At 61.6% G+C, this 22,879-nt stretch carries 20 protein-coding genes and 1 pseudogene; 10 read left to right on the forward strand and 11 right to left on the reverse strand.

Features of this window, described 5'->3' with window-relative positions:
• Window positions 1-65: 65 nt before the first annotated feature.
• Window positions 66-1,181, reverse strand: a complete 1,116-nt coding sequence (locus tag HX824_RS23215; RefSeq protein ID WP_087694111.1) for a Gfo/Idh/MocA family protein — start codon at window positions 1,179-1,181, stop codon at window positions 66-68.
• Between the two features lie 427 nt (window positions 1,182-1,608).
• Between HX824_RS23215 and HX824_RS23220 the strand changes: the two genes are divergently transcribed.
• The 5 genes from HX824_RS23220 to HX824_RS23240 all read left to right on the forward strand — a co-directional run bounded on the left by HX824_RS23220 (window position 1,609) and on the right by HX824_RS23240 (window position 6,953).
• The gene (locus HX824_RS23220; RefSeq protein ID WP_256347045.1) at window positions 1,609-2,649 is read left to right on the forward strand and encodes a YCF48-related protein; all 1,041 of its coding nucleotides are present in this window, start codon (window positions 1,609-1,611) and stop codon (window positions 2,647-2,649) included.
• 15 nt (window positions 2,650-2,664) lie between these two features.
• On the forward strand, window positions 2,665-5,040 hold the full coding sequence (locus tag HX824_RS23225; RefSeq protein WP_003211205.1) for an RND family transporter: 2,376 nt from the start codon (window positions 2,665-2,667) through the stop codon (window positions 5,038-5,040).
• 118 nt (window positions 5,041-5,158) lie between these two features.
• Window positions 5,159-5,455 carry a DUF5629 family protein gene (locus tag HX824_RS23230; RefSeq protein WP_177055131.1) on the forward strand — a complete coding sequence of 99 codons (297 nt, stop codon included), beginning with the start codon at window positions 5,159-5,161 and terminating at the stop codon, window positions 5,453-5,455.
• Window positions 5,442-6,617, forward strand: coding sequence for a lactonase family protein (locus tag HX824_RS23235; protein ID WP_177055132.1), 1,176 nt, complete (start codon window positions 5,442-5,444; stop codon window positions 6,615-6,617). The genes HX824_RS23230 and HX824_RS23235 overlap by 14 nt, the downstream gene beginning before the upstream one ends.
• A gap of 156 nt (window positions 6,618-6,773) precedes the next feature.
• Window positions 6,774-6,953, forward strand: a complete 180-nt coding sequence (locus tag HX824_RS23240) for a hypothetical protein (protein WP_003211212.1) — start codon at window positions 6,774-6,776, stop codon at window positions 6,951-6,953.
• A gap of 131 nt (window positions 6,954-7,084) precedes the next feature.
• Here the strand turns inward: HX824_RS23240 and HX824_RS23245 are convergent, their stop codons facing one another.
• The 4 genes and pseudogenes from HX824_RS23245 to yegQ form a co-directional block, all read right to left on the reverse strand.
• Window positions 7,085-7,678 (reverse strand): glutathione S-transferase, encoded by a 594-nt coding sequence (locus HX824_RS23245; RefSeq protein WP_177055133.1) that lies wholly within the window; start codon window positions 7,676-7,678, stop codon window positions 7,085-7,087.
• Window positions 7,675-11,313 (reverse strand): AAA family ATPase, encoded by a 3,639-nt coding sequence (locus HX824_RS23250; protein ID WP_102604851.1) that lies wholly within the window; start codon window positions 11,311-11,313, stop codon window positions 7,675-7,677. The genes HX824_RS23245 and HX824_RS23250 overlap by 4 nt, the downstream gene beginning before the upstream one ends.
• Window positions 11,310-12,551: an exonuclease SbcCD subunit D C-terminal domain-containing protein gene (locus HX824_RS23255; protein ID WP_177055134.1), complete on the reverse strand. Its 1,242-nt coding sequence runs from the start codon at window positions 12,549-12,551 to the stop codon at window positions 11,310-11,312. The genes HX824_RS23250 and HX824_RS23255 overlap by 4 nt, the downstream gene beginning before the upstream one ends.
• Window positions 12,552-12,692: 141 nt before the next feature.
• Window positions 12,693-14,079: pseudogene (yegQ, locus tag HX824_RS23260) on the reverse strand (tRNA 5-hydroxyuridine modification protein YegQ); the annotation flags it as partial.
• 149 nt (window positions 14,080-14,228) lie between these two features.
• Here yegQ and HX824_RS23265 point away from each other — a divergent pair.
• A complete protein-coding gene (locus HX824_RS23265) occupies window positions 14,229-15,290 on the forward strand; it encodes an AI-2E family transporter (protein WP_003211223.1) in 1,062 nt (353 codons plus the stop codon).
• Here the strand turns inward: HX824_RS23265 and HX824_RS23270 are convergent.
• The 3 genes from HX824_RS23270 to HX824_RS23280 form a co-directional block, all read right to left on the reverse strand.
• Complete coding sequence (locus HX824_RS23270) at window positions 15,287-15,466, reverse strand: hypothetical protein (RefSeq protein ID WP_003211225.1); 180 nt, start codon at window positions 15,464-15,466, stop codon at window positions 15,287-15,289. The genes HX824_RS23265 and HX824_RS23270 overlap by 4 nt on opposite strands.
• A 103-nt stretch (window positions 15,467-15,569) precedes the next feature.
• Window positions 15,570-15,764: a hypothetical protein gene (locus HX824_RS23275; protein WP_003211226.1), complete on the reverse strand. Its 195-nt coding sequence runs from the start codon at window positions 15,762-15,764 to the stop codon at window positions 15,570-15,572.
• Window positions 15,765-15,996: 232 nt separating this feature from the next.
• On the reverse strand, window positions 15,997-16,350 hold the full coding sequence (locus tag HX824_RS23280) for a hypothetical protein (protein WP_008435927.1): 354 nt from the start codon (window positions 16,348-16,350) through the stop codon (window positions 15,997-15,999).
• A gap of 241 nt (window positions 16,351-16,591) precedes the next feature.
• Between HX824_RS23280 and HX824_RS23285 the strand changes: the two genes are divergently transcribed.
• The gene (locus HX824_RS23285) at window positions 16,592-17,410 is read left to right on the forward strand and encodes a shikimate 5-dehydrogenase (protein WP_003211230.1); all 819 of its coding nucleotides are present in this window, start codon (window positions 16,592-16,594) and stop codon (window positions 17,408-17,410) included.
• A gap of 219 nt (window positions 17,411-17,629) precedes the next feature.
• Here HX824_RS23285 and HX824_RS23290 read toward each other — a convergent pair whose 3' ends face one another.
• Window positions 17,630-18,277, reverse strand: a complete 648-nt coding sequence (locus HX824_RS23290) for a YceH family protein (RefSeq protein WP_003211232.1) — start codon at window positions 18,275-18,277, stop codon at window positions 17,630-17,632.
• A 126-nt stretch (window positions 18,278-18,403) separates the two neighbouring features.
• On the opposite strand from HX824_RS23290, the gene HX824_RS23295 reads away from it, so the two are divergent.
• A complete protein-coding gene (locus HX824_RS23295; RefSeq protein WP_003211233.1) occupies window positions 18,404-18,913 on the forward strand; it encodes a DUF1993 family protein in 510 nt (169 codons plus the stop codon).
• Between the two features lie 68 nt (window positions 18,914-18,981).
• Here the strand turns inward: HX824_RS23295 and sstT are convergent, their stop codons facing one another.
• Window positions 18,982-20,202 carry a serine/threonine transporter SstT gene (gene sstT, locus HX824_RS23300; protein ID WP_003211235.1) on the reverse strand — a complete coding sequence of 407 codons (1,221 nt, stop codon included), beginning with the start codon at window positions 20,200-20,202 and terminating at the stop codon, window positions 18,982-18,984.
• Between the two features lie 214 nt (window positions 20,203-20,416).
• Between sstT and HX824_RS23305 the strand changes: the two genes are divergently transcribed.
• Entirely contained in the window at window positions 20,417-21,571 is a 1,155-nt protein-coding gene (locus HX824_RS23305) for an MFS transporter (RefSeq protein ID WP_177009760.1), read from the forward strand.
• A gap of 4 nt (window positions 21,572-21,575) precedes the next feature.
• Here HX824_RS23305 and nhaR read toward each other — a convergent pair whose 3' ends face one another.
• The gene (nhaR, locus tag HX824_RS23310; protein ID WP_177055135.1) at window positions 21,576-22,478 is read right to left on the reverse strand and encodes a transcriptional activator NhaR; all 903 of its coding nucleotides are present in this window, start codon (window positions 22,476-22,478) and stop codon (window positions 21,576-21,578) included.
• Window positions 22,479-22,612: 134 nt separating this feature from the next.
• Here nhaR and HX824_RS23315 point away from each other — a divergent pair, with 134 nt between their 5' ends.
• Window positions 22,613-22,876 (forward strand): hypothetical protein, encoded by a 264-nt coding sequence (locus HX824_RS23315; protein WP_177055136.1) that lies wholly within the window; start codon window positions 22,613-22,615, stop codon window positions 22,874-22,876.
• The last annotated feature ends 3 nt before the right edge of the window (window positions 22,877-22,879 follow it).

The raw sequence follows: 22,879 nt of genomic DNA on the forward strand, positions 1-22,879 counted from the left end.
CGGTGTGTCAGTCGCCAGATGCCGTGGCTGACCCACCGCGTTCGCGAGCAAGCCCGCTCCCACATTTAGACCTCATTCAGCCTGACCCACCGCTCCTCCTTGGCCGCCACCCGAATCGCCGTGGCCAACCGCTCAATCTCCCAAGCCGCCGCAAAATCCGTCCCGTCACTGCCCTTGCCGGCCAACGCCATCACCAACTCATGCACCTCCAGCGTCTTCAACTCGTTGTACCCCAACTGATGCCCCGGCGCCGGACTGAACGCCGCATACCCTGGCAACGAAGGCCCCGCCAACACCCGCTGAAACCCCTCCTGCCCAACCCGAAACAGCTGCAACTCATTCAACCGTTCCTGATCAAACAACAACGTGCCCCGCGTGCCACTGATCTCAAAGCTCAGGTGATTCTTATACCCATGCTTCAGCCAGCTACTGCTCACCGTCCCCCGTGCCCCATTGGCAAACCGCAACAACGCATGCACCTGGTCATCCACCGCAATCTCCCGCAGCGTCTCACTCCCGGCGGTGGCAGGCCGCTGCCCGTGCACCGTTTGCGTATCGGCACACACACTCACCACATCCCCCACCAAATAGCGCGCCATGGACAGTAAATGACTGCCCAGATCCGCCAACGCACCGCCGGCATGTCCCACCTCACAGCGCCACGACCACGGCGACGCCGAATCCGCCATGAAATCCTCGCTGAACTCCCCCTGAAAACTGATGATCTCCCCCAACTCACCGCGGGCGATCAACTGCCGGGCCAAGCCAATCATCGGGTTGTGCTGATAGTTGTAACCCACCCGCGTCACCACCCCGGCCTTGCTCGCCGCATCACGCATCGCGGCCGCCTGCTCCAGGCTCACCGCCAGCGGCTTCTCGCAATACACCGCCTTGCCTGCCGCCAGTGCAGCCATGGCCATGGGGTAGTGCAAATGGTTGGGAGTAGTGATGGCGACAACATCCACCTTGGGATCGTCAATCAACTGCTGCCAGTCGCCATGGGCCTGGGCAAACCCCCAGTCATTGGCGCAGCGTATTGCGCGCTCGGTATCGGCATCGGCCAGGGCGGCCAGCGTGAGCTTCACCGGCAGCTCGAACACCGCCCGCGCATTATTGAACGCCAAGGCGTGGGCACGCCCCATAAAGCCTGTACCAATCAGGCCGATTCCGAGTTCGCGCATAGCCGGGTTCCTTCGAATTATTGTATTGAGAAGCCTATTTATGGAATAAATATTCCCAAAACTCAACACATAGAATAAAAATTCATTCCAAGGCCCACACCTCACCCGTGGCGAGGGAGCTTGCTCCCGCTGGGCTGCGCAGCGGCCCCAAAAAGCGTAGGAGCGCTGCGCACTCCAGCGGAAGCAAGCCCCCTCACCCCAACAGCGCCCCTCCACGGATCACCGCCGCTGATAGCACTACATTCAGCACCGACCCAAACCCCTCCAGTTAACAAAACATAACGTAGCGCCGATTGTCAGACGATTCCAAAGCCCGCTAGGATGGCCCAGCTTGCCCAAGGCGCTCTAGATTGCAGGTTTCAGGGCTCCCCACGGCAAGACGACCTAACAATAATAAATGGGAGAAAGGTCTATGAGTGAGCCTGTCATGGGTGTGGTGTTTTTCCGCCCGAAGGCCACGCGCAGGGTCGCATTGCTGGCCACAGCGCTCTCGTTGCTGGGGGTTGTCGCGTTGTCGACACCGGCCCATGCCGCCACAGAAACCACCGCCGCCGCGGTGTTCGCCATTGACTCCCCCAAGGCCGCCAAAAGCCTGATGATCGACGTGGTCCACGCAGGCAAGCGCCTGGTCGCGGTCGGTGATCGCGGGCACATCCTCTATTCCGACGACCAGGGTGTCACCTGGACCCAAGGCAAAGTCCCCACCCGGCAACTGCTGACCGCCGTATTTTTCGCCGACGACCAACACGGCTGGGCGGTGGGCCATGACGCACAGATCCTCGCCACCACCGACGGCGGCGTTACCTGGACCCAACAATTCCAGGACCTCAAGCGCGAAGCACCGCTGCTCGACGTCTGGTTCAAGGACGCCAGCAACGGCTTTGCCGTGGGTGCCTACGGTGCGCTGATCGAAACCACCGACGGGGGCAAGACCTGGGACGACGTCAGCGACCGCCTCGACAACGAAGACCAATACCACCTCAACGCCATCGCCCAGGTGAAAGATGCCGGGCTGTTTATCGTCGGTGAGCAGGGCAGCATGTTCCGCTCCCATGACGAGGGGCAGACCTGGGAAAAACTCGAAGGCCCCTACGAGGGCTCGCTGTTCGGCGTGATCGGCACCGCCCAGGCGCAGACGCTGTTGGCCTACGGCCTGCGTGGCAACCTGTTCCGCTCCACGGATTTTGGCAGCACCTGGGAGCCGGTGGAGCTGAACGCCACTCGTGGCGCGCTGGAATTCGGTTTGTCGGGGGCGACCCTGCTGGACGACGGTTCCATCGTGGTAGTGGGCAACGGTGGCAGCGTGGTGGTCAGCCACGACGACGGCCTGACCTTCAGCGTATTCAATCGCCCGGACCGCATTTCGCTGTCGGCGGTCACCGCGGCGGGCAACGGCAACTTGATTCTGGCGGGGCAGGGCGGCGTTCGCGTGGCCAGTCCAACCGGCGCCGAGCCGACAAAACAATAAGAAGGCGGGGACACAATGAGCAGTCATCACAACGACAAGGCCACGTTTCTCGAGCGCCTGATTTTCAATAACCGCCCGGCAGTCATCACGATCTGCCTGCTGGTGAGTATTTTCCTGTTCTGGCAGGCGACGTTGATTCGCCCGTCCACCAGCTTCGAAAAAATGATCCCCCTCCAGCACCCCTTCATCGAGAGGATGATGGAGCACCGCAATGACCTGGCGAACCTGGGCAACACGGTGCGCATTTCGGTGGAGGCCAAGGACGGTGACATCTTCACGAAGGAGTACATGGAGACCCTGCGCCAGATCAACGACGAGGTGTTCTACATCTCCGGCGTCGACCGCTCCGGCCTCAAGTCCCTGTGGAGCCCCAGCGTGCGCTGGACCGAAGTTACCGAAGAAGGCTTTGCCGGCGGTGAAGTGATCCCGCAGAGCTACAACGGCTCGCCGGAAAGCCTCGACCAGTTGCGCAACAACGTGCTGAAGTCCGGGCAGGTCGGGCGGTTGGTGGCCAACGACTTCAAGTCGAGCATCGTCGACATTCCGCTGCTGGAGTCCTATCCGGACCCACAGGACCAGGGCAAGCTGCTGGCCCTGGACTACCGCAAGTTCTCCCATGAGCTCGAAGACAAGATCCGCGACAAGTTCGAAGCGCAGAACCCCAACGTCAAGATCCACATTGTCGGTTTTGCCAAGAAGGTCGGCGACCTGATCGACGGCCTGGTGATGGTGGTGATGTTCTTCGGTATCGCCTTCGTCATCACCCTGGTGCTGCTGCTGTGGTTTACCAACTGCCTGCGCAGTACCGTCGCGGTGTTGAGCACCACGCTGGTGGCGGTGATCTGGCAGCTCGGGCTGATGCATGCCCTGGGTTTCGGGCTGGATCCCTACTCGATGCTCGTGCCGTTCCTGATCTTCGCCATCGGTATTTCCCACGGCGTACAGAAGATCAACGGCATCGCCCTGCAATCCAGTGATGCCGACAACGCCCTGACCGCGGCCCGGCGTACCTTCCGCCAGCTGTTCCTGCCGGGCATGATCGCGATCCTCGCCGATGCGGTCGGTTTTATCACCCTCTTGATCATCGACATCGGTGTGATCCGCGAGCTGGCAATCGGTGCTTCGGTGGGTGTGGCGGTCATCGTGTTCACCAACCTGATCCTGCTGCCGGTGGCGATCTCGTATGTCGGCATCAGCAAACGCGCCATCGCCAAGAGCAAGAAGGATGCGCACCGCGAACACCCGTTCTGGCGCCTGCTGTCGAAGTTCGCCAGCCCCAAGGTCGCGCCGGTGTCGATAGCCCTGGCGCTGATCGCCTTCGGTGGCGGCCTCTGGTACAGCCAGAACCTGAAGATCGGTGACCTCGACCAGGGTGCACCGGAGCTGCGGCCGGACTCGCGCTACAACAAGGACAACAACTTCATCATCAACAACTACTCCACCAGCTCCGACGTGCTGGTGGTGATGGTCAAGACCCCGCCCGAAGGCTGCTCGCGGTATGAAGCCATGGCGCCCATCGACCAGTTGATGTGGAAGATGCAGAACACCGAAGGCGTGCAGTCGGCCATCTCGCTGGTGACCGTGTCCAAGCAGATGATCAAGGGCATGAACGAGGGCAACCTGAAATGGGAAACCCTGTCGCGCAACCCGGACGTGCTGAACAACTCCATTGCCCGTGCCGATGGCCTGTATAACAACAATTGCTCCCTGGCGCCGGTGCTGGTGTTCCTCAACGACCACAAGGCCGAAACCCTCGACCGCGCGGTGCATGCGGTGCAGGACTTCGCGAAAGAGAACAACAAGGACGGCCTGGAATTCATCCTCGCCGCCGGTAACGCCGGGATCGAGGCGGCCACCAACGAGGTGATCAAGGAGTCCGAGCTGACCATCCTGATCCTGGTTTACCTGTGCGTGGCCACCATGTGCATGATCACCTTCCGCTCGTGGGCGGCGACCCTGTGCATCGTGCTGCCGCTGGTGCTGACCTCGGTGCTGGGCAACGCGCTGATGGCGTTCATGGGCATCGGCGTCAAGGTCGCGACCTTGCCGGTGGTGGCGCTGGGGGTGGGGATCGGCGTGGACTACGGCATCTACATCTACAGCCGCCTGGAGAGTTTCCTGCGGGCCGGCCTGCCGTTGCAGGAAGCCTATTACCAGACGCTCAAGTCCACCGGTAAAGCCGTGCTGTTCACCGGCCTGTGCCTGGCAATCGGCGTATGCACCTGGATCTTCTCGGCCATCAAGTTCCAGGCCGACATGGGGCTGATGCTGACCTTCATGCTGCTGTGGAACATGTTCGGCGCGCTGTGGCTGCTGCCGGCGCTGGCACGCTTCCTGATCAAGCCCGAGAAGCTGGCGGGGCAGAAGGGCAATTCGCTGTTCGCCCACTGATCCAACGCTGTTTGCCAAAACGCCGTGGCCTGTGCCACGGCGTTTTGCATTGCGCGGGCTTAGGCCGATGCAACGATTTGACCTATCATGAGGTCTTTCCTCTTGATGATTGATGGTTATGACTGCCGACACCGCTACCTTGCCCGACGCTTTTGAAGACTGCCAGATGGTCGAAATCGATGGCCTGCACAGCTTCGATTTCAGCCTGGATGACCAGACGTTATCGATCATCTGCATGGACGGTCGCGCCGAGAAGCGCTGGAGTTTCACCCTGGAGCAAGTCAAGGCGGCGACCTTTGATCAAACCCTGCAAAGCTGGACCCTTACCGGTGACTCGGGCGAACACCGCCTGGTCTGCATGAGCGGCGTCACCGGCAACAATAATGACGAGGATGAAGCGGATGATGATGCGTAAATTCTGGCCCCTGCTGATGGCCGGCAGCGTAGGCGCAATGTCGGTCCAGGCTGCGCCGGTGGACACCTATGAGTTGCTGGTGGGCAGCTACACCGCCGGCACCAGTGAAGGTATCTACCGCTTGCAGTTCGACAGCCGTACCGGGCAGTTCAGCGGCCAGCCGGTGCTCGCCGCCAAGGCGGCCAACCCGTCGTGGCTGACCCTGTCCAAGGACCAGAAGCACCTGTTTGTGGTCAACGAAAACGGCCCGGGCCAAAAAGACCCGGTGGGGCGCGTCAGCAGCTACAGCATCGACCCGAAGAACCATCAACTGACCCTGATCAACCAGGTGCAGAGCCTGGGCAACGAGCCGACCCATTCCAGCCTGGCCAGTGACGGGCGCTACCTGTTCGTGGCCAACTATTCGGTGCTGGAAGATCCGGGCGGCAGCCTCGCGGTGCTGCCGCTAGACACCGAAGGCAAGCTGTCGCCGCCAGTGCAGTTGAGCGGGCACCCGGCCAGCCGGGTCAACCCGGAGCGCCAGGCGTCCAACCACGTGCATTCGGTGGTGTCTTCGCCGGACGGCAAATACGTGTTTGTCCAGGACCTGGGGGCGGACAAGATCTTTTCCTACCACTACGACCCCAAGGCCAACCACGAACTGCCGCTGACCCCGGCCGCCCCTGCGTTTGTGCAATTGCCACCGGGCAGCGGCCCGCGGCACCTGCTGTTCACCGCAGACGGCAAGCACGCGTGGCTGACCACCGAGATGAGCGCGCAAGTGGCGGTGTTCGACTACAACGATGGCAAGCTGACCCAGAAGCAACTGGTCAACTTCGCGGATGGCCAGCCGGTGTCCGACAAGGCCGGTGCTGCACTGCACACCTCAAGCGACGGCAAGTTCCTCTACGTGAGCAACCGTGGCACCGCCAACCAGATGTTGGTGTTTGCCATCGACCCGGCCACTGCGCAGCTCAAAGAGATCCAGCGCCGATCGGTGGAAGGTGACCATCCCCGGGAGTTCGCCCTGGACCCCAGCGGCAAGTTCCTGCTGATCGCCAACCAGAAGAGCAACGAGATTGTGGTCGTCGAGCGCGATCCCAAGACCGGTCTTTTGGGCAAAACCGTGCAGAAACTGGCGATTGATGCCCCCAGCGACCTCAAGTTCCTGGTGCGGCAATAAGCCACAGGCCCCGCAGTGCGGGGCCTGACTTGTTGTATTAATACTATTAATAGCGGCTAGTGTTTCAATGAATTTCTAAGGCTAACCCCTCGGGCGTAAGTTTGGTTCCAAGGCCAACACAGGCCACCAAGCCAACCGAACACAAGGGTTACCGACATGAACTTCAATCTTTTCTCGATCATCGCCGCTTCCGCTGTTTCCGCCACCGTAGCGTTGCCAGCCAGCGCCAGTGTTGAAATCAGCAGCAAAAAAACCAGCACCAGCGCCTACACCCAGAAATACCTGCAACAAAGCGCCAACTTCTACGCAGCGCTGGACCACAAAATCCAGAACTGATCTTGAAGCTGATGAAGATCAAATGTGGGAGCGGGCTTGCTCGCGAAAGCGCCGGGTCAGTCTATACATGGGCTGACTGATACACCGCCTTCGCGAGCAAGCCCGCTCCCACATTTTGTCCTGCGACAGTCTCAGGTTTTTGCCATCACGGCGATGAACAACGGCGATTCCAGGAAGCGTTGCAACCAGCCCTGCAATCGCGGATAGGGCGCCTGGCCAAACCACTCCCGATCCACATGGGCAAACTGCCGCACAAACGGTGCAAGTGCCACATCCGCCAGGCTCAAATGCCCGGCCAGCAAATACTCCCGCTCCGCCAGCAACCCCTCCAGCTTCATCAAAAATACCTCACCCTCGGCCCGATAATGCTCCATCGGATACTCCGGATAGCGCTCGGCATACTTGTATCGATTCAATTGATGTTTGAAGCCCTGATCATTCTCTTCAATCAGCGCCTGCGTCGCCCGATCATCCCCAAGCAACCAACCCTCAGGATCGTTCTGTGCCAGTGCCCAGCGCATGATCGCCAGGCTTTCATCGATCACCCGGCCATCCACGCTCAGCACCGGCACCGTGCCTTTGGGTGACAACGCGAGCATCTCCGCCGGCTTGGCCTTGAGGCTGACCTCGATGATTTGCACCGCCACCCCTGAATACCGCAGGGCCATCCGCGCCCGCATCGCATAGGGGCAACGGCGGAACGAATACAACACGGCCTTGCTCACTTGACCTCCAGGGTGCTCAAGCCATTGCCCTGGCGCTTGACCTGAATCTGCACCGGAATCCGCTCGTGCATTTCCTGCACATGGGAAATCACCGCCACCTTGCGGCCCTGGGCCTGCAAGCCGTCGAGGGCATCCATCGCCAGTTGCAGCGACTCGGGGTCGAGACTGCCGAAGCCTTCGTCGATAAACAGCGACTCGATCTTCAACGTGCTCGACGCCATCGACGCCAGGCCCAAGGCCAGCGCCAGCGACACCAGGAATGTCTCGCCACCCGACAACGAATGCACCGAGCGCAATTCGTCGCCCATTTCCGTGTCGAGTACCAGCAGGCCGAGCATGCTGCCGCCGCGCTTGAGGCGGTAGCGGCGCACCAGTTGGCGCAGTTGGACGTTGGCGTGGTGCACCAGCAGGTCGAGGTTGTAGGCCTGGGCGATCTTGCGGAAGGTATCACCGGTGGCCGAACCGATCAGTGCATTCAGGCGTGCCCAGCGTTGCCATTCTTCGTAGGCCTTGGCGATCTCGGCCGCCAAGGCCTGGTTGGCATCCTGGCGGCGCTGGTCGTCGGCCTGTTGGGCGCGCAGTTCGGCGCAGTGTTTTTCGCCAATGATCAGCGCGGCATTGAGTTCGGCCAGGGCGCTGTCCAGTTGCTCGGCGTCGAGGTTGCCGTTGTGCAGCGCCTGGTGATCCTTGAGCCGCTGTTCGCGCTCTTGCAGCAACACCTTGGCCTGCTCGATGGCTTTTTCGCTGTGTTGCAGTTGCTGGCGTAGCTCGGCCACCTGCGGCTCATCGAAGGCCACCAGGCGCGCCAGGCCTTCGTCATCGAGTTCCGGGTGCAACGCGCGCCAGTCGCTCAGGCGCGTAGTGAGGGCCGCGTGTTCGGTTTCCAGGGACTGTTGGCGTTCTTGCAGCGATTTGAGGTCGGCGGCCAGTTGGATCAACTGGTTGCGGGTGTCCTGCAACTGCTGGTTGGCCTCGGCCTCATGTTGCCGCGCCTGGTCGACGGCCAGGTCCAATTGCTGTTGCCAGTGTTCGGCGCTGGAGTTTTCGCCCAGTAGGCCGGCGAGTTTTTCCTTGGCGGCGTGTTGCAGGGCGCTCTGTTCGGCGAGCTGTTTGTGCAAAGTCTCCAGCTGCTGCTGGCGATGTTGCTGGCGGTCCTGCTCTTTCTCGATGGCTTGCTGGCGCTGCAGCTGCTCGGCCAATTCTTCCTTTTGGTTGTCGAGCTGTTCCAGGCGCTGGCTGACCTGCTGGTCGAGCAACATGAAGGTCGCCGCCGGCTCGCTGCGCAGGCCTTCGAGGGTCTCGGTGGGCAGCAGGCTGGCGAAGGCGTTGAGTTCTTCGTCCAGGCGTTCGCGGTCGTTGGACAGTTCCCGTTGCTGGTCGATCAGTAACTGGCGCGCCTGTTGGCTGGCGTCCTGGGCGGCTTGCAGTTGTTGCTGCAAACGCCCGGCGTTCTGTTGCAGGTTGAGCAGGGCGCCCTGGCGTTGCTCGTCCTGGGTGAGGCTCTGGCTGAGCTGGCTCAGTTGCTGGGCGAGCCAGGCGTCGCGCTTGGCCGCGTCCTGGTTGAACAGCGAGGCCGACAGCGGATGGGCTTCAAGGCTTGGCAGCAAGGCCTGCAACTGGCTGGCGAGTTGCTCCTGTTGTTGCAGGAATTCCTTTTGCTGGGCGATCAGGCCGCCCACTTCGCCACGCAGGTCAGTGAGTTTTTCCTTGAGCACATCCACGGCTTGCTGCGCGTTGGCTTCTTCGCTTTCGTCGTGGCGGGTCAGGCTTTGCAGCATGGCTTCGGGCTGGTGATACGGGTGCTCGACACTGCCGCACACCGGGCACGGCTGCTCATCCTGCAGCTGGCCGCGCAACTCTTCGACGCTGGCACTGCGGGCCAGGCGCTGGCGCTCCAGCAGTTGCTTGGTGACGGTCAGGGTCTGTTCGGCGACGGCCAGCTCGGCCTTGGCCTGCAAGCCGCTCTGGTTCAACAGTTCGCGTTGTTGCTGGGCGAGGGTCTGCTTTTGCGTCAGGGCCTGGCTCTGGCTGTCGAGTTGCTGATGGCTGTCCCACAGCCGCGCCAAGTCCTCAAACGCGCGATGTTGCTTGCGGTTGTCCTGGAGCAGGCTGCCGAGCAACTGGATCTGTTCGGCCACTGCATGGGGTTCGGCGCCGGCTTCGTGGTACAGCAGGTCAAGGGCTTCGCGTTGCTCGGTCCATTTTTCACCGAGACGGGTGGCGCGCTCTTCCAGTTGTGGCAGTTCGGCCTGGCCTTTATTGAGGCGATTGCCGATCAGCATCAGCTGTTGCAAGCGGTCGCGGTAGGCGCTCCAGGCCTCACTCAACGGCGCGAGGGCGGCGCTGCGTTCAAGCTCTGCGGCCAGCCTGTGCAGGCGCTCGGCGACAACTTTCTGCTTGTCGAGCAAGCCGGTCAACGTCGCCTGGCCTTCCACACAGGCAGCTTCGCCCAGCTGTTTCTCTTCGCTGCGTTTGGCCAGCTCGCGGGTCAAGTGGGCGAGGGTGGTTTGCTCCTCGAAGGCCTGGCGCAGCAAGGGCACAGCGTCGGCTTGCTGCTTGAGGGCCTGGGCGAGCGCGGCTTGCACGTCGGCCTGTTGCTGTTGCAGTTGGGTCTGGCGGGTGTGCAGCGCGGTTTGTTGCTCAAGGTGCTGCTGGATCTGCGCGGCAAGGGGCTGCAACTGCGTGGTCAGTTCGGCCTGGCGGGCGAAGTGGTGACGTTGCGGCGCCAGTTGTTCCAGGCGGCTGAGGTCCAGGCGCTGCGGGCCCTGGCTTTCCCAGTGTTGCTGGGCCTGTTGCAGTTGCTCGACCGCGCCTTGTTGGCGCTCCTGCCATTCCCGCAGTTCCTTCAGCCAGGTGTGCTGCAACTCGAGTTGCTTGAGTTGCGCCTGCTGGGTCTTGAGCTGTTGCTGTGCGGCGGCCAGCTGTTCGTCGAGTTCGGCGCGGGCCTCGGGGGCCAGCGGGGTGACGCCGGTGGCCTGGTCCTGCAGGTGTTTGTGGGCGTCCCGGGCGTCCTTGGCCTTGTCGAAGGCGCGGCGACCGAGCTGGGTGTAGAGCGCGGTGTCGGTGAGCTTTTCCAGCAGTTCGCTGCGCTCATTGTCGTTGGCCTTGAGGAACGCGCTGAACTCACTTTGCGCGAGCAACACGGCGCGGGTGAACTGCTCGAAGTTCAGGCCCAGGGCCAATTCCAGCTGGGTCTTGTATTCGGTTTTCTGGCTGGCCAGCAGTTGCTCGCTGTCCAGGTCGATCAGGCTTTGCCGGCTGGCTTGCAGCTTGCCGCTGGCCTTGTCCCGGGCGCGGTTGGCTTCCCAGCGGGCGCGGTAGCGACGGCCACTGACGCCGACAAAATCCACTTCGGCATAACCGCCGCCAGTGCCCCGGCGAATCAGGGTGCGTGGGTCACCGATGGAAATATCGGTGTCGGCATCCGGCATTTTTGCCTGGCCGGTATCGCCCAGGCGCGGCACGGCGCCAAATAGCGCCAGGCACAGCGCATCGAGCAAGGTACTTTTGCCGGCGCCGGTGGGCCCGGTAATCGCGAACAGCCCGGCGCTGGCCAGGGGCTCGGCGGTAAAGTCGATTTCAAACGGGCCCGCCAAAGAGGCGAGGTTTTTCAGGCGAATGGCGAGGATCTTCATGGCTGTTCGCCCTCCTGTTGCACTTCCTGGAGCAGCACGGCGAAGTCCTTCAGGGTCTGTTCGTCCACTTCACTGCCGTAGCTTTCCTGCCAGGCGCGGCTGAACAATTCCTGGGGCGTGAGCTGGTCGAGTTCGATCAGGCGGTCTTCCTGGCTGTCTTCACGGCCTCCGTTGCCTGCGTATTCAGCGGCGATGCGCACCAGGCGCACGGCCTTGCCTTGCAGGGCGTTTTCCACCTGCTGGCGCAGGTCGGGCTGCGGTTCGTCGAGGCGCACCCGCACTTCCAGCCACGGTTGGCGCTGGGTTTCGGCCAGCAGGTCGATGTCGGGCAGGTCGGCCAGTTGCTTGAGGATGTCGGCCAGGGGCGCGGCTTCCAGGCGTTGCAGGTTGACCGAGCGCGGGATCAGCCGGGACTCGACGCTGACCAGGGTTTCGCCGTCCAGCTGCACGTCGAGGATCTGGTGCTGGTAGCCGATTTCCGAGAATGACAGCGGAATCGGCGAGCCGCAGTAGCGAATCCGCTCCTCGCCATTCACCCGCTGCGGTTTATGCAAATGGCCGAGGGCCACATAGCTGACGCTGGCATCGAACAGGCTGGCGGGCAGCGCTTCGGCATTGCCGATGATCAGGCTGCGCTCGGAGTCTTCCGACACCGAGCCGCCGGCCATGTGCGCATGGCTGATGGCAACCAGTGCCTGGCCCGGCTGGCGCTTGGCATTGGCGGCAGCAATCAGCCACTCGTGAACCTGGCCGATGCCCCGCAGGTAATCGTCCCCCAGTTGGGCGCCGGTCACTTCGGCCGGGCGCAGGAACGGCAATGCCAGGCACCAGCCGGCAATTTCACCGTCGGCACCGGGCAATGGAATCAGCAGGCGTTCGACATCCAGTTGTCCGTCATCCAACCACAGCACCCGGCCCAATGCGTGGGTGCGCAGGCGGCGCATCAACGGTGCCGGCAGTTCGATGCGCGAGCCGGAGTCGTGGTTGCCGGCGATCATCACGATGGTCAGTGCAGGGTTTTGCTCATGGGCGCTGATGATGAAGTCGTACAGCCGCTCCTGGGCCTTGAGCGGCGGGTTGACCGTGTCGAAGATATCGCCGGCGATCAACAGCACGTCAGGGCGATGCAGGCCCAACTGGCCCAGCAGCCAGTCGAGGAAGCAGGCGTGTTCGAAGTCGCGTTCCTGGCCGTGCAGGTTTTGCCCAAGGTGCCAGTCGGAGGTATGAAACAGACGCAAGGCGATCTCCGTAAAAAAGAGGGTGACCGCTCAAGACAAGGTGGCGGTACGCAGAACCGCCAATTCTACTTTGCAAATGAACCTAGTGCGCGTACGCCCTGCTTTTTGTGGTGAGGAGCTTGCGGTGGTGAAGGAGAGTGCTGTGGTGAGGGAGCAAGCTCCCTCACCACAGCAAGCTCCCTCGCACTCATTGAGGTGTCTGGCGAAGTTAAACGTCGCGCATCAAAAGGCCGAAACGCAGGTCCATCTCCGCCGGGATCGGCAAATACACCGTATGCCCGTCACCCGGCGCCACCGCGATGGCCTCGCCCTTGGCGTTGTGCAATGAGCCCAGGTCAAAGTGGAAATTCCCCGCCGGGGTCATCAGTTCCAGGTGATTGCCCACGGCAAAACGGTTCTTGACCTTGACCTCGGCCAGTTCGCCGCGCCGTTCACCGGTCAGTTCGCCGACGAACTGCTGGCGTTCGGACACCGAGCTGCCGTTCTGATAGTTCTGATACTCATCGTGCACGTGCCGGCGCAGGAAACCCTCGGTGTAGCCGCGCTGGGCCAGGGATTCGAGGTTGGTCATCAAGCCCCGGTCAAAGTCGCGCCCGGCCACCGCGTCATCAATCGCCTGGCGATATACCTGGGTGGTGCGGGCGCAGTAAAAGTGGGATTTGGTGCGGCCTTCGATCTTCAACGAGTGCACGCCCATGCGCGTCAGCCGCTCGACGTGCTGCACCGCCCGCAGGTCCTTGGCGTTCATGATGTAGGTGCCGTGTTCATCTTCGAAGGCGGGCATCTGTTCGTCGGGGCGATTGGCCTCCTGCAGCAGGAACACCTGGTCGGTGGGCGCACCGAGGCCCAGGGTCGGCTCGGGCGCATAGTGCTGCACGATGTCGCCGGCGGCGTTTTCCACCGCAGGCGTCGCCTGGTATTTCCAGCGGCAGGCGTTGGTGCAGGTGCCCTGGTTGGCATCCCGCTTGTTCATGTAGCCCGACAGCAGGCAGCGCCCGGAATAGGCCATGCACAGCGCACCGTGCACAAACACTTCCAGCTCCATGGCGGGGACTTGCTGGCGAATCTCGTCGATTTCCTCCAGCGACAACTCCCGCGACAGGATGATCCGGCAGATGCCCTGCGCCTGCCAGAATTCGACGCTGGCCCAGTTCACCGTATTGGCCTGCACCGACAGGTGGATCGGCATGTGCGGGAAGTGCCGGCGCACCAGCATGATCAGGCCCGGGTCGGACATGATCAGCGCATCCGGGCCCATGGCGATCACCGGGGCAAGGTCCTTGAGGAAGGTTTTCAGCTTGGCGTTGTGAGGCGCGATGTTGACCACCACATAGAACCGCTTGCCCTGGGCCTGGGCTTCCTGGATGCCGAGGGCGAGGTTGGCGTGGTCGAACTCGTTATTGCGCACCCGCAGGCTGTAGCGCGGTTGCCCGGCGTAGACGGCATCGGCACCGTAGGCAAAGGCATAACGCATGTTTTTCAGGGTGCCGGCGGGGGCGAGCAGTTCAGGGGCGATAACGGGAGGCATGGGTTCGGGTCGCAAAAGGGCGGCAGGGTAGCCGGGCCGGGTGCGCAGTTTATTGATCCAGGTCTAATAAGTAGGGCACTCGCGGGATTTGCAGTGGACTAAACATCAAGGCGCACATGAGCGCCTGGTGTTTTAGACATGGACCGAACATGAACCAAACCAACCTGCAATTCAAAACCCTGCTGTTACTGCTCGCCCTGGTGACCATCGCGTTTATCTGGATTTTGCTGCCGTTCTACGGCGCGGTGTTCTGGGCGGTGATCCTGGGGATCATCTTTGCGCCGATGCAACGGCGCTTCCAGCAACGTTTTGGCTGGAACCGCAATCTCACATCCCTGGCAACCCTGACGGTGTGCCTGATAATCGCGATTCTGCCGGTGATCATCACCAGTGCCTTGCTGGTGCAGGAGGGCGCGACGCTTTACAAGAACGTCGAGAGCGGCAAGCTCGACGTTGCCGGGTATATCGAGCAGTTCAAGAACTTCCTGCCACCGTATTTCCAGCATCTGCTGGACCGCTTCGGCATGGGCAACCTGGAAGGCCTGCGGGAGAAGATCGTCAAGAGTGCGATGCAGGGCAGCCAGTTTTTTGCGACCCAGGCGTTCAGCTTCGGCCAGGGCACGTTTGATTTCCTGGTGAGCTTTTTCATCATGCTGTACTTGCTGTACTTCCTGCTGCGCGATGGCCCCGAGCTGGTGCGCAAGGTGCGCACCGCGGTGCCGCTGGCCGAACCGCAGAAGCGTCGCCTGCAATTGAAGTTCAACCGGGTGGTGCGTGCCACGGTGAAAGGCAACGTGCTGGTAGCGGTCACGCAAGGCGCGTTGGGTGGTTTGATCTTCTGGTTCCTGGACATTCCCAGCGCGCTGCTCTGGGCGGTGTTGATGGCGTTTCTGTCGCTGCTGCCGGCGGTGGGCGCGGGGATTGTGTGGGGGCCGGTGGCGGCGTACTTCCTGCTGAGCGGGTCGATCTGGCAGGGCGTGGTGCTCGGGTTGTTCGGGGTATTTGTGATCGGGCTGGTGGACAATGTGCTAAGGCCCATCCTGGTGGGCAAGGACACCCGCATGCCGGATTACCTGATCCTTATCTCAACCTTGGGCGGCCTGTCGATCTTTGGCTTGAACGGCTTTGTCATCGGGCCACTGATTGCTGCGTTGTTCATGTCCAGCTGGGCGCTGTTTGTGGAAACCAAACCGCGGGTGCAACTGCCTTAGGCATGAAAGCAATGCGCCATTTTGACCGACAGGGCCTGGGCGGCCGGTAGTGAAGTGAGTGGGCCGCTGATGGCTTCGCCATCGCGTACCAGGTACCAGCAGGCGAGTAGACCCAGCTCCCGGAGAGAGGCGGGAACGGCACTGCCGATGACAGACATGATTTGAATAGTGGGCATGATGACCTCCGATACGCTATGGAGGTGACATTACGGTGCGTGGGCCTTCAGGGAAAATCAACCTGCTCGATAGTCGACATCACTGTTATCGAGCGACCCTCAGTCAGTCGACCACCTGGTCGAGCATATGCACCACTTCCTGTTCACTGAGCAGGCCCTTGCGCACCAGGTTTTCCGTCAGCAAGGACAGGAACTTGGCGTTGCGATGGCCTTCCAGGGCCTTGAGCTCCGTCAGTACGCTATAGACCTTGCTCGAGGTGCAGAGGCCGGCGGTGCGATGTGGGTTTTGCGTGGGCATGGGCAATCGTCCTTGTTGTTATTGGTCGGACAGTGTTGATAGTGGAAGCCTTTTGAGACACAAACATGACAGCGCAGGCCCCGTTCGGGCAAGCGCCTATTGAGATCAATGATGTGGGATTTGGCCACAGCCATTGTCCTTATAACGACCTTGGCGAGATTTATTCAGACCTGCAGGCCAAAAAAAGGCCCCGCTTTTAGGGCGGAGCCTGTTCAGGTGTATCAGTTGAGGCTTACCAGCCGCGACCGTAATAGCCGTGTGGAGGGCCGTAGTAGCCGCGCGGTGGGCCGTAGTAGACCGGCGCCGGGCGGTAATAAACCTGTTGTTGCACATACACAGGCGGTGGCGGTGCGTAGTAGACCGGCGGCGGAGCGGCATACACCGGCTGCGGCTGGACATACACCGGTTGTTGCACGTAGACCGGCCGCGATTGACTGGCGACGATCGAGCCGCCTACCACTGCACCAACAACGGCTCCCAGTGCGAGCGGAGCACCCCAACCACCACCGTGGGCGGAGGCCTGTCCTGCCATAGCGAGTGCGCCGATCAGCAAGGCGATCTTGGGGAGTTTACGAATCATGGTCATTCCTCGGTTAGCCCCTGCGCTCATGGTCTGCAATCAATCGACTCAAGGATTGTCGCGGGGATACTTTTAAGACAGCGTATTTCTAAAAAACAGCACAGCCGATAGGTAAAGGTTGTGTAAGGTCTGTATCGGTTGGCTTACACAAGTGGCCGGGCACAGTGCGTATGATCCATGACAACCCGCCGGCGCGGGTATTCCGTCTATCCGAAACCGCCTCTGGAATGGCTTCAAGGAGTTACCGATGCAGATGAACCCCAACAAGGACACCCAACTGTGCATGTCACTGTCGGCGCGCCCCGGGAACTTTGGCCTGCGCTTTCATAACCACCTGTACGAGCAGTTGGGGTTGAATTTCTACTACAAGGCCTTCAGTAGCCAGGACCTGCCGGGCGCCGTCGGTGGCATTCGGGCCTTGGGCATTCGGGGTTGTGGCGTGTCGATGCCGTTCAAGGAAGCCTGTATTGCCCTGGTGGATGAGCTGGACGATTCGGCGCGGGCCATTGCGTCAATCAATACCATCGTCAACACCGACGGGCATTTGAAGGCCTACAACACCGATTACATTGCCATCGAGCAACTGCTGCACAAGCACCAGGTGCCCAAGGACTCGACCTTCGCCCTGCGCGGCAGCGGCGGCATGGCCAAGGCGGTGGCCAGTGCCTTGCGCGATGGCGGCTACGCCAAGGGCGTGATCGTGGCGCGCAATGAAGAAGCGGGCCGGGCGCTGGCCCAGAGCCTGGGGTATGAGTGGCAGGCGCAGTTGGGTGCCTTGCGCCCGCAGATGCTGGTCAACGTGACGCCGATTGGCATGACCGGAGGGGCGGAAGCGGATCAGTTGGCGTTTGAAGCTGACGCGGTTGATGCGGCCGAGACAGTCTTCGATGTGGTGGCGATTCCCTCGGAAACCCCGCTGATCCTGCGTGGACGGGCCCAGGGCAAACGAGTGATCACCGGTTTGGAAGTGATCGCCATCCAGGCGTTGGAGCAGTTCGTGCTGTACACCGGCGTGCGGCCGACGGATGAACAGTTTCAGGCGGCGGTGGCATTTGCCCGGAGCTGAGCATCACCGCTGGCGGTGTGGAGAGTGAGCTTGCTGTGGAGGGTGAGCTTTTGTGGCGAGGGAGCTTGCTCCCGCTGGGTTGCGCAGCAGCCCCAAGAAAATGGGAGCGCTACGCACTCCAGCGGGAGCAAGCTCCCTCGCCACAGCAAGCTCCCTCGCCACAAAAGCTCCATCACCACAGCGAGCTCCATCACCACAGAAGCCCACTCACCACAAACATTATTCGAGCCGCGAAAGGCGCTCTTCCAGCGCCGCAATCCGCGCTTCCAGCTCTTCGATACGCTCCAGGGAAACCCCACTTCCCGCACCACGCTCCACCGGATTCCCACGTGCCGCCAGGATCGCTTCAATGTCCGCCGGGTCGCCCAGGGCGTGCATGTACCGATCTTCCCGCTGCCCCGACTGACGCGGCACCAACAACGCCAGCCCACGGGCAATCAGGCGTTCCAGTTGATGCACCACCTGCTCGGCGTCTTCAAAGTCATGCATGCGCCCGCTGCGGGTCAGCAGTTCGTTGACCGTCTGCGGCCCCCGCAGGAACAGCAACCCGCTGAGAATCACCTGGGCCGGCACCAGCTCCAGCGCCTTGTCCACCCGATGCTCCCAGCGGTCGGCGCGGCTGCCCATCACCAGCCGGGTAAACCCGCGGCCTTCCAGGGCCCGCAGGCTCTGGCCAACCTGGCCCTGGCTGAGGTTCATCACCGGTTCGCGGCTGGTTTTCTGGTTACAGGCGATCACCAGCGCGTTGAGGGTCAACGGGTAGGTTTCGGGGCTGGTGGCCTGTTTTTCGATCAGGCAGCCCAGGATGCGGATTTCCGTGCTGTTCAGGCGCGGCTCTTCGGAAGTGGTGTCGTGCTCGGTGGTCATCGCGCTTTCCCTAATGCAGTGAGCTCACTAGCCTAATCCTGAAAAAATAAAAGACAAGCGGCGCCGGTGGCCGGCATGTCTATAATCGCGGCTGTTTCAAACCCTGCCACAACTGTCGAGACTGTCATGACTATTTCCCTGTACGCCGCTTCCCTCCCGGTCTTCAAGCAAATGCTCAACGCCCTGAGCGATGTGCTGAACAAGGCCGAGGCCCACGCCACCGCCAAGAACATCGACCCGAACGCCTTCCTGCAGGCACGCCTGTACCCGGACATGTTCCCGCTGGTGCGCCAGGTGCAGATCGCCGTCGACTTCGCCAAAGGCGTTTCTGCCCGCCTGGCTGAAATCGAAGTTCCGAAATACGACGATACAGAAGTCACCTTCGCCGACCTGCAAGCGCTGATCGCCAAGGTCCTGGCGTTTATCGACACCATCACCCCGGCCCAGGTCGACGGTAAAGAAGGCATCGAGATCATCACTCGCCCTGGCACCCCGAAAGAGAAGCGCTTCAGCGGCCAGTCGTACCTGCTGAGCTACGGCCTGCCGCAGTTCTTCTTCCACGTCACCACCGCTTACGCCTTGCTGCGTCACAACGGCGTGGAAGTGGGCAAGCGCGACTACATGGGCGCGTTCTAAGCCTTGTAATAAAAAGCCCGGGGCGGTTCATTCACGAACCGCCCCGGGCTTTTTTGTGCGCGCAAGGTCTACGCGGCTTGTTCTTCCTTGCCCAGGCACGCGGCAGCGGTGAACAACACGTCGGTGGACGAGTTCAGTGCGGTCTCCGCCGAGTCCTGCAACACGCCGATGATGAAGCCCACGGCCACCACCTGCATGGCGATTTCGCTGGGAATGCCGAACAGGCTGCACGCCAGCGGGATCAACAGCAGCGAGCCCCCGGCAACCCCCGACGCGCCGCAGGCACACACCGCCGCGACCACGCTGAGCAGCACGGCGGTGGGGATGTCCACGGCAATGCCCAGGGTGTGCACGGCGGCCAGGGTCAGCACGGTGATGGTGATGGCAGCGCCGGCCATATTGATGGTGGCGCCCAGCGGGATCGACACCGAGTAGGTGTCTTCATGCAGGCCCAGGCGCTTGCTCAACGCCAGGTTGACCGGAATGTTGGCCGCCGAACTGCGGGTAAAAAACGCGGTGATCCCGCTTTCCCGCAGGCACATCAGCACCAGTGGGTAAGGGTTGCGGCGCAGCTTCCAGAACACGATGGCCGGGTTGATCACCAGCGCGACGAACAGCATGCAGCCGATCAACACCAACAGCAGGTGTGCGTAGCCCAGCAGGGCGCCGAAGCCGGACGTGGCGAGGGTCGAGGCCACCAGGCCGAAAATCCCCAGGGGCGCGAAGCGGATCACCATGCGCACGATCAGCGTGACGCCGTTGGACAGGTCCCCCAGCACGGTGCGGGTGGTGTCGCTGGCATGGCGAATGGCGATGCCCATGCCGATGGCCCACGCCAGGATACCGATGAAATTGGCGTTCATCAGCGCGCTGACCGGGTTGTCCACCACGCTCAGCAACAGGCTTTGCAACACATCACCGATACCGCCGGGAGGGCTGACGGCCACATCGTGGGTGGCCAGCACCAGCGAGGAGGGGAACAGCGTGCTGGCGATCACCGCGACCACGGCGGCAGCGAACGTGCCCAGCAGGTACAGGAACAGGATCGGGCGGATATGGGTTTCCTGGCCGTGCTTGTGGCTGGCAATCGAGGCCATTACCAGCACAAATACCAGGATGGGCGCGACGGCCTTGAGCGCCGAGACAAAGACCTTGCCAATAAACCCGGTGGCTTGTGCGACGTCGGGCAACAGCAGGGCCAACAGGATACCGGCGATCAGGCCGATGACAATTTGGGTGACCAGGCTGATAGACATCAGGCGTTGAAAGAGGGAAGGGGCAGCAGTCATAAAAAGGTTGTCTCTGGTTTTTTTAATAGATGCAGCTAGGCAGCATGAATCTGGCAGGGGCGAAGTCTAACATCTGTAGGAAACGTCTAATCCGGGTGCGGCGTTCCGTCACCACGATGGGACACATTCTGTTAACATTGCCCATCCTCTTATTTCTTCTCTATCAGCGGGCCCTCCGGGCTGTCGTTGATGTCGCTGTTTTCTGGAGTTTTTGATGTTGTTTCCGATCCTGCTGTTGTCGGCAGCCGGTTTTACCGTGCTGACCACAGAGTTCATCATCGTCGGCCTGTTGCCTTCCATCGCCCGGGACCTCGATGTAAGCGTGTCCCAGGCCGGTTTGCTGGTGACGTTGTTCGCCTTCACCGTGGCGGCGTTTGGCCCGTTCCTGACCGCATATTTCGCCCGGTTCGAGCGCAAGCGGCTGTTTATCACGATCCTGATCATGTTCGGCCTGGCCAACACTCTGGCGGCGATGGCCTCGAATATCTGGGTCATGTCCCTGGCCCGGTTGATCCCGGCGCTGGGGCTGCCGGTGTTCTGGGCCCTGGCCAGCGAAACAGCGGTGGACATTGTGGGGCCGGACTTCGCCGGCCGCGCGATTGAAAAAATCGGCTTCGGCATCGTGTGTGCCACGGTCTTCGGGATCCCGGTGGGCACGCTGATTTCCGATATGTTCGGCTGGCGCACCGCCTTTGGCATTCTTGCGGTGGTGGCGTTTGCCAAGGCCCTGCTGCTGTTTATCTACCTGCCGAAGACCCGGGCAAAGCACGACCAGGTCAGCCTGCGCTCGCAGTTCAAGATCTTGCGCAGCCCGCTGATGCAGGGCCATATCCTGCTGTCGATCCTGGTGTTCAGCGGGATGTTCACCGCCTACACCTACCTGGCAGACATCCTCGAACGCCTGGCGGGTTTTGACGGCACGGTAGTGGGCTGGTGCCTCATGGGCTTTGGCGCGGTCGGCCTGATCGGCAACTCTTTGGGCGGGCGCATGGTCGACCGTCATCCGCTGATTGCGTCGATGGTGTTCTGCGGTTTCATGATCGCCGGCATGGTGGCGCTGGTGCCCGCCATCCATTCCACGATCGGGTTGGCGGCGGCGATGGCGGTATGGGGCGTGACCCAGGCGGCATTGTTTCTGGTCAGCCATGTGCGACTGATGAAGGCCGCACCCCATGCGCCGGCGTTTGCCGCCTCGTTGAACATTGCCGGGGCCAACCTGGGGATTGGCCTGGGGGCGCTGGTGGGCGGGCACGTGATCGACACCCTGGGCCTGGGCAGCCTCGGGTTTGCCGCGGCGGGCTTTATCCTGTTGTCGATCCTGCTGGCGCTGTGGCTGATGACTGCCAAGACCCGCGCCGTCTGCGCCTGAGCCTTCAGGGCAGGGAAGTGAACAGCTCCCGTCTGGCACCTTCGGTAATCGCCACGATGCCGGGGTGCTTGACCTTGCGCTCCACCGAGATTGCATAAAACGATTCGGTCACCGCATCCGTCTGGCCGATCAGCGCCACGCCATACTGGCGCTCCACCTCGTCGGCAATCACGCTCGGCGCGATAAAAATCCCGCTGCCGGATTGGCCAAAGGCCTGCATCAACGCACTGTCGTCAAATTCCCCGACAATCCGTGGCTGGATCTGCTGCTCGGCAAACCAGCGCAGCAAACGGCTGCGCACCACCGTCTCCGCCCCCGGAATCAACAGCGGCGCACCCTGCAGGCATTGTGGGAAATCGCCGCGATGCTGGTCAGCCAATGTCTGGGTTGCGAAGAAACTGATGCCGCATTCCCCGAGCTTCTGGCTGTAGCCCTTGATGTCCAGGTGCGGCGGCATCGGGCTGTCGGAGATCACCAGGTCCAGGCGCTGGATCGCCAGGTCCGCCAGCAAGCGTTCGAGCTTGTCTTCACGGCAGGTGATGCGGATCGGCTCGCTCAACTCCATGGTTGGCGCAATCAGCCGATAGACGATGGACTTGGGCACCACATCCGCGACGCCAACCCGGAACAGGATCTGCTGCTCATTGGGCTGGGTGCGCAACATCGCTTCAAGCTCATTGCCCAGCTGGAACATCTGCTCGGCATAGGGCAGCGCCTGGCGCCCGGCTTCGGTCAGCTCCAGCTGGCGCCCGACCTTCTGGAACAATGCCACGCCAAAGGTCTGTTCCAGCAGGCTGATCTGCCCGCTGATGGTCTGCGGCGTGAGGTTCAGTTGCTCGCAGGCGCGCACGATGCTGCCGGTCTTGGCGACGACCCAGAAGTAGTGCAGTTGTCGGTAATTGAGCATGGCGGCCAATACTTCGTTAAAGCCGAAGTATAAACGAAAAAAATACGAATTTTCCTGAAGTGTTACCCTGCATAGAATGCGTCGCTATCGAGGGGCCACTACTTGGACCCGAAGGTTCTAACGAGGAACGCATCATGAAACTCAATTCCCTGGGCGCAACGGCGTTACTTGGGCTTTCATTAGTCATGCTCAGTGGCTGTGACCAAGCGGAAAAAAGCGCGCAACAATTGCTGGGCAAGGCCACCGAGTCGGCCAAGCAAGTGATTGACGACACCCACCAGGCCGCCGAACAGGCGTTGAGTGACGCGACCAAGGGCTTGATCGCACCGCCGCAAGGCAAGCAGGACAAGCCGGAACAGGAAGACAGCAAGCCTGAGTCCACCTCCCAAGAAACCTGATAC

It is taken from the genome of Pseudomonas sp. D4002 (assembly GCF_013385665.1).
Classification (GTDB): Bacteria; Pseudomonadota; Gammaproteobacteria; order Pseudomonadales; family Pseudomonadaceae; genus Aquipseudomonas.

Bases quoted from the DNA above. Each gene is read 5' to 3' on its own strand.
- HX824_RS23215 (WP_087694111.1), bottom strand. From the start codon at position 1,181: ATGCGCGAACTCGGAATCGGCCTGATTGGTACAGGCTTTATGGGGCGT.
- HX824_RS23220 (WP_256347045.1), top strand. From the start codon at position 1,609: ATGGGTGTGGTGTTTTTCCGCCCGAAGGCCACGCGCAGGGTCGCATTG.
- HX824_RS23225 (WP_003211205.1), top strand. From the start codon at position 2,665: ATGAGCAGTCATCACAACGACAAGGCCACGTTTCTCGAGCGCCTGATT.
- HX824_RS23230 (WP_177055131.1), top strand. From the start codon at position 5,159: ATGACTGCCGACACCGCTACCTTGCCCGACGCTTTTGAAGACTGCCAG.
- HX824_RS23235 (WP_177055132.1), top strand. From the start codon at position 5,442: ATGATGATGCGTAAATTCTGGCCCCTGCTGATGGCCGGCAGCGTAGGC.
- HX824_RS23240 (WP_003211212.1), top strand. From the start codon at position 6,774: ATGAACTTCAATCTTTTCTCGATCATCGCCGCTTCCGCTGTTTCCGCC.
- HX824_RS23250 (WP_102604851.1), bottom strand. From the start codon at position 11,313: ATGAAGATCCTCGCCATTCGCCTGAAAAACCTCGCCTCTTTGGCGGGC.
- HX824_RS23265 (WP_003211223.1), top strand. From the start codon at position 14,229: ATGAACCAAACCAACCTGCAATTCAAAACCCTGCTGTTACTGCTCGCC.
- HX824_RS23270 (WP_003211225.1), bottom strand. From the start codon at position 15,466: ATGCCCACTATTCAAATCATGTCTGTCATCGGCAGTGCCGTTCCCGCC.
- HX824_RS23275 (WP_003211226.1), bottom strand. From the start codon at position 15,764: ATGCCCACGCAAAACCCACATCGCACCGCCGGCCTCTGCACCTCGAGC.
- HX824_RS23280 (WP_008435927.1), bottom strand. From the start codon at position 16,350: ATGACCATGATTCGTAAACTCCCCAAGATCGCCTTGCTGATCGGCGCA.
- HX824_RS23285 (WP_003211230.1), top strand. From the start codon at position 16,592: ATGCAGATGAACCCCAACAAGGACACCCAACTGTGCATGTCACTGTCG.
- HX824_RS23290 (WP_003211232.1), bottom strand. From the start codon at position 18,277: ATGACCACCGAGCACGACACCACTTCCGAAGAGCCGCGCCTGAACAGC.
- HX824_RS23295 (WP_003211233.1), top strand. From the start codon at position 18,404: ATGACTATTTCCCTGTACGCCGCTTCCCTCCCGGTCTTCAAGCAAATG.
- sstT (WP_003211235.1), bottom strand. From the start codon at position 20,202: ATGACTGCTGCCCCTTCCCTCTTTCAACGCCTGATGTCTATCAGCCTG.
- HX824_RS23305 (WP_177009760.1), top strand. From the start codon at position 20,417: ATGTTGTTTCCGATCCTGCTGTTGTCGGCAGCCGGTTTTACCGTGCTG.
- nhaR (WP_177055135.1), bottom strand. From the start codon at position 22,478: ATGCTCAATTACCGACAACTGCACTACTTCTGGGTCGTCGCCAAGACC.
- HX824_RS23315 (WP_177055136.1), top strand. From the start codon at position 22,613: ATGAAACTCAATTCCCTGGGCGCAACGGCGTTACTTGGGCTTTCATTA.